This is a genomic window from Emcibacteraceae bacterium (genome assembly GCA_041396985.1).
GTDB lineage: Bacteria > Pseudomonadota > Alphaproteobacteria > Sphingomonadales > Emcibacteraceae > Pseudemcibacter.
Map to the genome: position 1 here is coordinate 14,405 of JAWKXO010000006.1, position 11,720 is coordinate 26,124.

Sequence of the window (11,720 nt, forward strand, 5' to 3'; positions counted from 1 at the left end):
ATTTTTTAGCTTCCACCGTTGACCTGATGAATGAGCATACCTACATTATGACAGAGAATTATGATGAATATATTGAATGACAGATCACGGGAAATATTCCGCCAGATAGTGGACGCCTATATTATGACAGGCGAGCCAGTAGGATCACGCACGCTTTCAAAAAAAATTCAAATGCCGCTTTCCCCTGCTTCTATCAGAAATGTCATGGCCGATCTTGAAGAAAGCGGTTTGATTTATTCCCCATATACCTCTGCCGGTCGGATACCAACACAGATCGGCTTGCGGCTTTTTGTCGATGGCCTGCTAGAAATCGGCAACCTCAGCAAAAAAGAACGGAACGAAATTGAAGTCCACTGCAAAAATAATGGGGAAAGAATGGAAGATCTACTTGTGCAGGCAACAAGTATGCTTTCCGGACTTTCCAAATGTGCCAGTGTCGTTGTTGCTCCTAAAAAGGAAAGACCACTAAAGCACGTGGAATTTGTCGCCATCAGCCCTGGCCGGGCTTTGGTTGTGATGGTCAGCGAGGGCGACGATGTGGAAAACCGTATTATTGATGTACCTCCAGGGATTACATCCTCTGCATTAATCCAGGCCGCAAATTATATCAATTCAAAGCTCATCGGCCAAAGTTTTGAACAGGCAAAGGAACAGATAGAACGGGAAATCCTTATTCACCAGGCTGATTTGGATAACCTGACCAAGGATCTTGTTAAACAGGGACTGGCCGTATGGAGCGGAAGTTTTGGCGACAAGGATAAAATAACAAGAGAATCCTTAATAGTCAGAGGACAGGCAAATCTGCTTGAGGATTTGCAGGCAAAAGAGGATCTGGAGAGGATCCGATTGCTGTTCAGTGATCTGGAGCGGAAAAAAGATTTGATCGAATTATTGGCGTTGGCAAAAGATGCCGAAGGGGTAAGAATTTTCATCGGTTCCGAAAATAATCTCTTTTCTCTTTCAGGTTCTTCTGTTATCGCTGCCCCTTATATGGATGAAAATAATAATTTACTCGGGGTGATCGGCGTGATAGGTCCAACAAGGCTTAATTACGCACGTATCATTCCCATGGTTGATTACACTGCTAAAATAATTGGAAAAATACTCTAATGACTGACGAAAACAAAAAACAGGATGCTGAAACACCGGAAGAAGATCTGGTTGATCAGCTAAATTCTTCCAAAAAGGAAGAAGAAGTAACGCCACTTAGTGTTGCCGAAGCAGAAATCAATGATCTTCGTGACAAACTGCTGCGCGCTGTCGCTGAAGCGGAAAATGTGCGCCGTCGTGCTGAAAAAGAAAAAGCCGATGCCGCAAATTATGCCGTCACCAACTTCGCCCGTGATATGCTGGCGATTGGTGACAACCTTCACCGTGCATTGGACTCAATTCCTGAAAATGCCGAACTGCCGGAAAAAATTAAAAATCTTATCGAAGGTGTCAGAATGACGGACCGTGAGCTTCATAACATTTTTGAAAGACACGGCATTCATAAAATTGATCCAAAAGGTGAAGCATTTGACCATAATCACCATCAGGCAATGTATGAAAGCGAAACAAATGATCCTGACGGCACGGTTATTCAGGTGATGCAGGTTGGTTATAAAATCAAAAACCGCCTGCTCAGGCCCGCTATGGTCGGTGTTTCTAAAGGTGGCTCTGGCAAACCTGTAGAAGGTGTTGATACCACTGCATAACGATGTAATTAAAGTGAATGAAAAAAGGGATGATCTTTCTGGCTCATCCCTTTTTTATATTTTATGTTTTATTTTTTATGAGTTTTAAGATGGTTTACTTTGGCGACCGTGCCCAGCCGTCTGATGCGACAACACAATCTGATTGCGCAAAACGATATACAGGCAGTGCTGTCAGGGCTAAAACACCTTATGGATTTTCTTCATTTTGGTGCCTCCGAATATGAGTCTTTATGGTATTTTTTAAAGTTTGTTCCCTATTCACAAACAGCAACACTGTCGCAATTTTTAAAAAATAAAAAAACTTACAAGAAAAACCTTGCAGTCATAAAAAACACCCCTATATAAGCTCCATGAGTAAAGCGCAAAAAAAGCGCATGATAATTTATTAATTTAATGACAATACCGGGATCAGGGGCATAATTGACCTGGCTTCGGTGATTAGAAAACGAGGACAGTATGGCAAAAGTAATTGGCATAGATTTAGGAACAACCAATTCATGTGTTGCGATCATGGATGGGTCAAAACCAAAAGTTATTGAAAATTCAGAAGGGGGTCGTACGACACCTTCAATGGTCGCCTTTCTTGAGGATGGCGAAAAACTGGTTGGACAGGCTGCAAAACGCCAGGCGGTAACCAACGCAGAAAACACTCTATTCGCAATTAAGCGTCTGATTGGTCGTTCATTTGATGATCCGGCAACCAAAAAAGATATTGAAATGGTGCCTTATAAAATTATCAAATCAGACACCAACGATGCATGGGTTGAAACACGCGGCGAAAAAATGAGCCCAAGTCAGGTATCTGCATTAATCCTGCAAAAAATGAAGGAAACAGCAGAACATTATCTTGGTGAACCTGTAACCCAGGCTGTTATTACAGTACCTGCTTATTTTAATGATGCCCAGCGTCAGGCAACAAAGGATGCCGGTAAAATTGCCGGTCTTGAAGTCCTGCGGATTATCAACGAGCCAACAGCTGCCGCGCTCGCTTACGGGCTTGATAAAAGTGACGGCAAAACAATTGCTGTATATGACCTTGGTGGTGGTACCTTCGACGTTTCCATTCTTGAAATTGGTGACGGCGTGTTTGAGGTAAAATCAACCAACGGCGATACATTCCTTGGTGGTGAAGATTTTGACATGCGTCTTGTTGAATATCTGGCAGACGAATTCAAAAAAGAAAATGGCATTAATCTCAAAAATGATAAAATGGCCCTTCAACGCCTTAAAGAAGCCGCTGAAAAAGCCAAGATTGAGCTTTCATCTGCAACACAGACCGAAATCAACCTTCCGTTTATCACTGCCGATGCCAGCGGACCCAAACACTTAACCCTAAAGCTTACACGGGCGAAACTGGAGTCACTGGTTTCAGATCTTCTTCAGCGCACTGTTAAACCATGTCAGGCAGCCCTTAAGGATGCAGGCGTTAAAGCATCCGAAATTGATGAAGTGGTGCTGGTTGGTGGTATGACACGTATGCCTAAGGTAATCGAAACCGTTAAGGAATTTTTTGGTAAGGAACCACATAAAGGTGTTAACCCGGATGAAGTTGTTGCAATGGGTGCCGCCATTCAGGCGGGTGTACTTCAGGGTGACGTTAAAGACGTACTGCTTCTTGACGTGACACCACTGTCACTCGGTATCGAAACACTGGGTGGTGCGTTTACACGCCTGATTGACAGAAACACAACAATTCCGACCAAGAAGTCACAGACATTCTCAACAGCGGAAGATAACCAGTCAGCGGTGACCATCCGTGTTTACCAGGGTGAACGCGAAATGGCTGCAGATAATAAATATCTTGCCCAGTTTGATCTTGTCGGCATTCCTGCGGCCCCTCGCGGTGTTCCGCAAATCGAGGTTATCTTTGATATTGATGCCAACGGTATTGTGAATGTTTCCGCCAAAGATAAAGGAACCGGAAAAGAACAGAATATTCAAATTCAGGCATCAGGTGGCTTAAGCGAGGAAGACATCGAAGAGATGATCAAACAGGCCGAAGCCAATGCTGAAGAGGATAAAAAGCGTCGTGCACTGGTAGATGCCAAAAACAAGGCAGAATCCCTTGCCCATACCATTGAGGGTCAGCTTAAGGAGCATGGCAGCAAGCTTGAGGCTGGTGATAAATCTGCAATTGAAGATGCCGTCAGTGCCGTCAGAAAAGCACTTGAAGGTGATGATATTGACACAATTTCATCAACCACAGCAACGCTTGAGCAGTCCGCGATGAAACTTGGTGAAGTGATTTACAAGGATCAGCAAGCGGGCGGTGATGCCGGTACAGCAAGTGCCGGATCATCCGATGCAGAAGGAAGCGATGACGATATTGTTGACGCTGACTTTGAAGAAGTTGATGATGATAAAAAATAATCGGACATGTTTCGATAATAACTAAATAATGATTGCGTCGCTTCATTTATGACAGGCGGCGCAATTATTATAAACAGAGGCTAATCGGGTAGTTATATGTCAAAACAGGATTATTATGAATTATTGGGTGTCAGTCGCACAGTCGATTCTGTCACGCTCAAAGCCGCATATCGCAAACTTGCCATGCAATATCACCCGGACCGAAATCCGAATGATAACGAGGCAGAAGCAAAGTTTAAAGAAGTCAATGAAGCCTATGATATCCTTAAGGATGATCAAAAACGCGCCGCATATGACCAGTTTGGCCATAGCGCCTTTGAAAATGGCGGCATGGGTGGAGGCCGAGGATTTCATGGATTTGAAGCTTCGGGTTTTTCTGATATTTTTGAAGATCTGTTTGGCATGGCCAGTGGGCATCGAAGAGATCCAAATGCGGCCAGACGCGGAGCGGACCTCCGTTATAATCTCAGCATAACCCTGGAAGACGCCTTCCGTGGCAAGTCTGCAAAAATAACGATCCCAACAGAAATTAACTGTGACACCTGCGACGGCAGCGGGGCGGCCGATGGTACAAAACCATCAGCTTGCACCACCTGTAACGGTATCGGCAAGGTCAGAAGCCAGCAGGGTTTTTTCATGGTTGAGCGAACCTGCCCGACCTGCCAGGGCAAAGGGCTTGTTATTGAAAACCCCTGTAAAGAATGTCACGGTAGCGGCAAAAAGAATAAAAATAAAACACTGGATGTTAAAATCCCTGCCGGTGTGGAGGAAGGAACAAGAATTCGTCTCGCTGGTGAAGGAAAAGCAGGTTCCCGTGGTGGGCCAGGTGGAGACCTATATATATTTATCGATATAGAATATCACCCGATCTTTAAACGGGAAGGCTCAACCGTTTTCTGCGAAGTTCCAATCCCTATGACAACGGCTACACTGGGCGGCAAAATAGAAATTCCAACTGTCGGCGGAGAAAAAGCCGAAGTTAAAATCGTGGCGGGCACTTCAAGCGGTAAAAGATACCGAATACAAGGTAAAGGCATGCCCATTTTGAACCGGGATACATATGGTGACATGGTGATTGAGGCGCGCGTTGAAACGCCGGTCAATCTCAATAAAAAACAAAAAGAACTGTTACGGGCCTTCGCTGAGGAATGCGGAGATAATGTCAGCCCTGAAGCATCCGGTTTTTTTAATAAAGTTAAGGAATTATGGGAAGATTTAACGGACTAGAAAAATAAGAACAGGATAACTGGTTTATTCTTCTTCCAAAACAAACCCTGCCTGATTTTCCATTTTTTCAAGGAAGCTGTTCATGAGATCAACTTCTTCACCATCGGCAAAGGACATCAGTTCATTTATCCAGATATTGTATTTTTCAATTGCTTCTGACAATCTGGATTTTCCTTCTTCCGTCAAGGCAACACTATAGATGCGCCGATCTGTCGGAAGCGATTTTTTTTTCAAAAGCCCACTTGCCTGCAAGCGCGCAGTCATTCCGGTCATATTGGCGTTAGATACATTTAATGTACGGGAAAGGTTGCTCATTGTGATCTGCCCGCCCTCAGTGCAGTCAATTGCAAGAAGCACTTCATACTGAGCTAGGGACATGGAAAATGCCTGTTTCATCCGGCGGTCAAGCTCCTGTGTGAGGCGATAACTGTTTCCAATCATTCGGCTCATTAGCTTGGTTTTCTGACAAGGTCCCCCTACAATTTTTGCAAACTTCATAGAAACTACTCCTAACACCCAACTCAAATACTCTACTGGAAAAACCACAAACACCCTGCGACAAGATTTGTTACAATATCACTAGATTATTATTTGTCTAGCTTTTCCCCTTACTATGTAACATTTTACTTATATTAAGATCATTGATATAAATCAAACATATATATTTTATACATCTTAAAAAACCGTTAACTGCTTCTATTGCAATTTAATTAACATAACGATAACAATAGGTTTTTTATTGGATTAATTCATAGGCCAAAGATGGTAAAAGAAAATTTCCATTTTAACTCAAAGCTGGTTATTGAAGCACTGACTGATTACCTGGAAGACTGTGAAAATGATCAGTGTCCTGTAATAAACCAACAACCGATTTCAAATATTATTGAAGACCTAAGCCTGGAACTATATGTAAAAACAGGTGGCTTGAACGGTGATAAATTATCTGACTTTTTAAAAACCTATCTAAAAAATACAACCAGACTACATCATAAGCATTATATGGCTCATCAGGTGAGTGTTCCTCATACAATGGGTGCACTTGGCTCGTTCATTGATGGCGTGACCAATAATGCCATGGCCATTTATGAAATGGGCCCTTCTGCCACGGCAATTGAATTTTTTATGATTAACTGGATGCTTGAAAAAATTGGCTGGACCCCATCCCCTGTGCCGGGAACGGGCAGCATCGATCCTGCTCGTTCTTATGGTGGTGGCGTAATGACACACGGCGGATCACTTGCCAATTTAACAGCATTGACAGCTGCCAGGACTGCCATGTTCCCTGAAATATGGCGGGATGGCAACCCGGGCAATATAGTGGTGTTGGTACCAGAACAATCCCATTAGTCCCTTAAACGTACGGTCGGCATTATCGGACTGGGAGAGAAAAACTGCATTTCGATGCCTGCCGATGAGGATGGAAGAGTGCTTCCAGCCCAAATTCCAGCGTTAATCGACAAACTTGAAAATGACGGCAAAAGGATCATGGCTATTGTGGGGAATGCCTGTGGCACGGCAGCGGGGCTTTATGATCCGTTGGAGGAAATTGGCGTAATTTGCAATGAGCGAAAAATCTGGTTTCATGTTGATGCCGCCCACGGCGCCGGTGCCATTGTATGTGATGAATATCGTCATCTGGTGCGGGGCATCAGAAGCGCTGACAGTGTGATCTGGGACGCCCATAAAATGTTCAGAACTCCAGTGTTGTGTGCTGCAGTACTTGTAAAGGATCATCGCCATATCGAGCATGCCTTTTCCCAGGAAGCAAGCTACCTTGTCCATGACAAGGAACAGCCCGGCATTGATCTTATGATGCGCGCTGTTGAATGTACCAAAAGCGGCCTTGGGTTAAAAATGTTTATGTCCCTGGCGGCAATGGGTGAAAAAGGTCTATGTGATTATATCAGTAGCCGCAACAGGCTTGCCATTGATGCTGCAAATTATATTAATAACCTTGACGATTTTGAATGCCCTGTGATGCCGGAAACTTGTATTCTTTGTTTTCGTATTGGAAGCGATAACAGACGTCAGCTTGAAATACGGAAAAAGCTCCTGCAAAAGGGTCATTATTATATTTCAACAACATTATATAAAAATGCCCGCTGGTTAAGATGCGTACTGATTAATCCGGAAACGACACTGAATGATCTTAAAGGTCTGTTTGATGAAGTCCGGAAAATAAACAGCGAACTTGATCAAAACTAAAGGGCGTTAATGATCGTATCAGCTGTTAAAATCTGTGGTAAGATTTCCGGATTATCCAATGTTCTGCCTGCCGGAAAATAAAGATAAAGCGGCACGCCAATCCGGCCATAACTTTGAAGGGTTTTTGTAATCTCGGGGTTCTGGTTGGTCCAGTCAGCTTCCATAACCTGAATATTTTTTTCTTGAAAAGCCTGATGAACCTCGCTTCTGGAAAGAGCAACCCGTTCATTCAACTTACAGGTGACACACCAGTCAGCAGTAAAATAAACAAATACCGGTTTTTTCTGGTCAAGTAATGATTTTAGTTTATCAGGTGCAAATGAAACGGCATTCAATCCATCTTCCCTGAGACAGTCGTCAGCTGTTCCGCTTTATGATCTGAAATATAAAATCCTGAATAAACGATTAGCCCCAAGCAAAGCCCCAGCACCGCTTTCCAGACAATACCTTCTTTCTTTAAGGAAAGTAACAGAAGGGCCAGCAACAAACTGGCAATAATACTAATGGCCATTGCATCAACGCCAGCCTGGTTACCCAATATCCAGAAAAGCCAGACGGCCGTTGCCAGCATTGGAAATCCCAGTATATTTCTCATCGTTTCCATCCATGCCCCGGGACGTGGCAATAGCTTTCTAAGCGATGGCACATAACAGAATAATAGATAGGGAAAAGAAAGCCCAAGCCCAAGCGCAATAAAAATGGAAAACCCGCTTAAGCCGCCAGCAATAAATGCGTACCCTAATGCACTGGCCATAAAGGGTGCGGTACAGGGTGTGGCTACCACAACCACCAGAAACCCAGTAAAAAATGAAGCCCGTCGGCTATTGCTTTCAGAATTAATAAGTCCCTGCCCGAGACCCGCAAATTGACTTCCAAATTCAAAATAACCCAGCAGATTAAGACCGATTAAAACCATCAAAAGGCCAAGAGCAAAATTAACCACCGGCATCTGCATGTGAAAACCCCACCCAACAGACAGCAAGCTAACGACCGCCCCAATCAGGCCAAAACAGACTACAACCCCTGCCGTATAAAGAAGACCGCTTAGTCGCGCTTCTTTCTCTTCCTTATTGTTTAAGGCAACAATGCTCATGACTTTCAGACTTAAAATCGGGAAAACACAGGGCATTAAATTAAGGATAATGCCACCGATAAAAGCAAAGGCAAGTGCACTTAAAAGGTTAAGTGTTGACTTTGGAACAGCGGCTTCCGTATTCATTCTCTCCATTGGCGAAGCAATCGGCAATGAGGACTTATTTGCAGAAATTTGAAATGCAAGATTTTTCCCGTCACCTGTTTTAAAAGTCAGGACATAGCTGAATTCTTCATTATCAGTATACCCATAGGCTTTTTTAAAACGGCCAATAATTTCACCGTCCACAAATGAAAGATCCTGCCGGTAACTATTGGCCATCATACCTTCATTAAAAGGAAACAGATATGCGCTTTCAATGACCGGATAATCAGAAGGGATTCTTGCCTTAACGGTAAAATTTTCTTCATCGGTATAAAAAGAACTTTGCCAATTTACTGTATCCGGCATATCAGCCTTTGCCATCTGGACAACAGATGCCATCCGCTCATTCGGAACGGATTGTCCAACCGGCAGTTTGAATGTTATTCCCGTTTCCTGCGGCACGCATAGACTATCAGAGCAAATCAGCCAGAAGGCATTTCCACCTATATCCAGGTCAGCGCCTTTATAATCTTCTGAAAGGCTGGCATCTGCAATCATGGTTACCGTGCTTTCATAACCATATGTCACAATATCTTCAAACGGGATCAGATGTGGTGTGGTAAACTGCAAATCCCCGATTTCCAGTCCTTCAGGCAACTTCCAGTCCATGGTGAGCTTAAGCCCGGCATCCCCCGGGTTTTCCCAATACCCATGCCACCCGGGATTAGGGGTCATCTGAATCACAATCTGAAAATGATCCCCCGGGGAAACCGAACTCTGATCGGCATTGAGTTCCAGCGTGGCAAGATCCGTTTGTACAACCGCCGCAATGCTGCCGGTCAGCGAAGACAGGAACATCAGAATTGTGGCTAATAACACCTGCCTGAATGGACGACTTATCATGCCTCTGACTTACACCCTTTTAAACATTCAGGGCAAGCAAATTTTATCTGTAACGCACACACTTATTTAATATATAGTCACTATGGTTATTAAAAAATAATCGGATCGGAGAAAACAGAAATATGAACATTCTGGTTACCGGGGGCACCGGATATATAGGAAGCCACACCGTATTACAATTACTGGAAGCAGGACATCAGGTCACGGTAATTGATAATCTGTGCAATTCGTCGCCCGAATCCCTAAACCGGATTAAAAATATTACCGGCATCAACGAAATATCCTTTTATGAGATGGATATTCGTGATGCTGACCGCCTGAATGGACTGTTTAGTGATCATAATTTCGATGCCGTCATCCATTTTGCCGGACTTAAAGCAGTCGGCGAAAGCACCCAAAAGCCCCTTGAATATTATGACAATAATGTTGGCGGCACCACGGTTCTCTGCGAAGCCATGAAAAAAGCGGGGGTTAAAACACTGGTTTTCAGCTCATCCGCAACCGTTTATGGCGATCCCAAAACCGTGCCGATTAATGAAGATGCTCCAACCGGTGGAACCACCAATCCATATGGCACATCAAAGTTGATGATCGAACAGATGCTCTCCGATCTATATAATTCCGACGGGGCATGGAATATTGCCCGTCTTCGCTATTTTAATCCGGTTGGCGCCCATGAAAGCGGCCTGATTGGTGAGGACCCCACCGGAATTCCCAACAACCTGATGCCCTATATCACCCAGGTTGCCGCCGGCAAATTAAAGGAGTTATCGGTATTTGGTGATGATTATGACACACCGGACGGCACAGGCGTACGTGATTATATCCATGTTGTCGATCTGGCAAACGGTCACTTAAAAGCATTAGAAAAATTAGAGGAAAAGCCAGGGCTGGTAACTTTTAACCTTGGTACAGGCAACGGCTATAGTGTGCTTGATGCCATTCACGCTTTTGAAAACGTGAATAAAATCAAAATCCCTTATAAAATCGCGCCACGGCGTGCCGGGGATATTGCCAGCTGCTACGCCGACCCCACCCGCGCAAAAACTGACCTACACTGGCAGGCGACAAAAAACCTTAATGACATGGTCCGTGATGCCTGGAACTGGCAGTCAAAAAATCCAAACGGTTATTAATGTGCCGCTTTGAACTGTCCTGTCGGTCTGTACTGAATAAGATATTTTGGGATGATCGCTTCTACCGGCGTTGGGGTTACACCCAAATCTGATAATGTCGGTAATTCACCACTGACAATATTATCTTTTTCCAGCATTCTGAGCTGATCCATCGTCAACATCGGGTTTGGCAGCATACCGAGGAAAAATGCCTTAAAATAGGCAAGCTTCAGCGGCAGGTTGATCATGGGTACATTCTGCTGGGTTTCTTCATTAACCAGCTTCATCAATTTCCGCATGCTATAAACTTCCGGCCCGCCCAATTCATAAGTTTTGCCATAAGCATTGCTGTTCCCTAAAACTTTACCCATGGCAGACGCCAGATCACCGACATAAATCGGCTGCATTTTACTGTCGCCACAAACAACAGGTAAAATCTGGAACATTTTGGCAAGAGCCGCGAATTTATTAAAGAAGCCATCATCCGGCCCGAAAACAACGCTTGAGCGAAGAATTGTGGCATTTGGAAAATTCTTAAAAACGGCTTCCTCCCCTGCCGCCTTTGAGCGGGCATATTTCGATGAGGACTCCTTATCAGCACCAATTGACGACAAATGTATAAGATGCTTAACTCCGGCAATTGCCGAAATTTCGGCAATCAATTCCGCCCCTTTATGATGAACGCCTTCAAAGGTCTGGGACCCGCTTTCATAAAGAATACCAACAAGATTGATGACGTAATCGGCATTCTTCACGGCTGCTTCTACAGATAATCGGTTGCGGATATTGGCCTGGGCAATTTGTATCTGGCCAAGCTCGCCCAGCGGTTTAAGGAATAAAGCATTATTTGGCTGCCGTACTGCCACACGGATGCGATAACCCGCTTTTGCAAGATGCTGTACCAGCGTTTTTCCAATAAAGCCCGAGCCACCAAAAATAGTAACCAACTCACCGCTCATATTCTGTCTCCAGTTTTATATTTGTGCATTCACGTTTTACACATTTTTGGACAGAATAGTCCAGATA

At 44.1% G+C, this 11,720-nt stretch carries 9 protein-coding genes and 1 pseudogene; 6 read left to right on the top strand and 4 right to left on the bottom strand.

Features of this window, described 5'->3' with window-relative positions; translation table 11 throughout:
• Window positions 1-60: 60 nt before the first annotated feature.
• The 4 genes from hrcA (at window position 61) to dnaJ (ending at window position 5,294) form a co-directional block, all read left to right on the top strand.
• On the top strand, window positions 61-1,110 hold the full coding sequence (hrcA, locus tag R3D86_14430) for a heat-inducible transcriptional repressor HrcA (GenBank protein MEZ5759414.1): 1,050 nt from the start codon (window positions 61-63) through the stop codon (window positions 1,108-1,110).
• A complete protein-coding gene (gene grpE, locus R3D86_14435; protein MEZ5759415.1) occupies window positions 1,110-1,697 on the top strand; it encodes a nucleotide exchange factor GrpE in 588 nt (195 codons plus the stop codon). Before hrcA ends, grpE begins: the two co-directional genes overlap by 1 nt.
• Before the next feature lie 456 nt (window positions 1,698-2,153).
• Window positions 2,154-4,067: a molecular chaperone DnaK gene (gene dnaK, locus R3D86_14440; GenBank protein MEZ5759416.1), complete on the top strand. Its 1,914-nt coding sequence runs from the start codon at window positions 2,154-2,156 to the stop codon at window positions 4,065-4,067.
• Window positions 4,068-4,163: 96 nt separating this feature from the next.
• Entirely contained in the window at window positions 4,164-5,294 is a 1,131-nt protein-coding gene (gene dnaJ / locus R3D86_14445; protein MEZ5759417.1) for a molecular chaperone DnaJ, read from the top strand.
• Window positions 5,295-5,318: 24 nt separating this feature from the next.
• Here dnaJ and R3D86_14450 read toward each other — a convergent pair whose 3' ends face one another.
• Complete coding sequence (locus tag R3D86_14450) at window positions 5,319-5,792, bottom strand: MarR family transcriptional regulator (GenBank protein ID MEZ5759418.1); 474 nt, start codon at window positions 5,790-5,792, stop codon at window positions 5,319-5,321.
• A 264-nt stretch (window positions 5,793-6,056) separates the two neighbouring features.
• Here R3D86_14450 and R3D86_14455 point away from each other — a divergent pair.
• Window positions 6,057-7,499, top strand: a pseudogene (locus R3D86_14455) (pyridoxal-dependent decarboxylase).
• Here R3D86_14455 and R3D86_14460 read toward each other — a convergent pair.
• Together R3D86_14460 and R3D86_14465 are read right to left on the bottom strand one after the other, a co-directional pair.
• Window positions 7,496-7,834: a thioredoxin family protein gene (locus R3D86_14460; GenBank protein ID MEZ5759419.1), complete on the bottom strand. Its 339-nt coding sequence runs from the start codon at window positions 7,832-7,834 to the stop codon at window positions 7,496-7,498. The pseudogene R3D86_14455 and the gene R3D86_14460 sit on opposite strands and share 4 nt — an antisense overlap.
• Window positions 7,831-9,579 (bottom strand): protein-disulfide reductase DsbD family protein, encoded by a 1,749-nt coding sequence (locus R3D86_14465; protein MEZ5759420.1) that lies wholly within the window; start codon window positions 9,577-9,579, stop codon window positions 7,831-7,833. Before R3D86_14465 ends, R3D86_14460 begins: the two co-directional genes overlap by 4 nt.
• 122 nt (window positions 9,580-9,701) lie before the next feature.
• On the opposite strand from R3D86_14465, the gene galE reads away from it, so the two are divergent.
• Window positions 9,702-10,715 carry a UDP-glucose 4-epimerase GalE gene (gene galE / locus R3D86_14470; GenBank protein MEZ5759421.1) on the top strand — a complete coding sequence of 338 codons (1,014 nt, stop codon included), beginning with the start codon at window positions 9,702-9,704 and terminating at the stop codon, window positions 10,713-10,715.
• On the opposite strand, the gene R3D86_14475 is transcribed toward galE, so the two are convergent.
• Window positions 10,712-11,653, bottom strand: a complete 942-nt coding sequence (locus R3D86_14475) for a complex I NDUFA9 subunit family protein (protein ID MEZ5759422.1) — start codon at window positions 11,651-11,653, stop codon at window positions 10,712-10,714. The two genes, galE and R3D86_14475, sit on opposite strands and share 4 nt — an antisense overlap.
• Window positions 11,654-11,720: the final 67 nt, after the last annotated feature.

Coding starts and splice junctions, on each gene's coding strand:
- hrcA (MEZ5759414.1), top strand. CDS start 61: ATGATGAATATATTGAATGACAGATCACGGGAAATATTCCGCCAGATA.
- grpE (MEZ5759415.1), top strand. CDS start 1,110: ATGACTGACGAAAACAAAAAACAGGATGCTGAAACACCGGAAGAAGAT.
- dnaK (MEZ5759416.1), top strand. CDS start 2,154: ATGGCAAAAGTAATTGGCATAGATTTAGGAACAACCAATTCATGTGTT.
- dnaJ (MEZ5759417.1), top strand. CDS start 4,164: ATGTCAAAACAGGATTATTATGAATTATTGGGTGTCAGTCGCACAGTC.
- R3D86_14450 (MEZ5759418.1), bottom strand. CDS start 5,792: ATGAAGTTTGCAAAAATTGTAGGGGGACCTTGTCAGAAAACCAAGCTA.
- R3D86_14465 (MEZ5759420.1), bottom strand. CDS start 9,579: ATGATAAGTCGTCCATTCAGGCAGGTGTTATTAGCCACAATTCTGATG.
- galE (MEZ5759421.1), top strand. CDS start 9,702: ATGAACATTCTGGTTACCGGGGGCACCGGATATATAGGAAGCCACACC.
- R3D86_14475 (MEZ5759422.1), bottom strand. CDS start 11,653: ATGAGCGGTGAGTTGGTTACTATTTTTGGTGGCTCGGGCTTTATTGGA.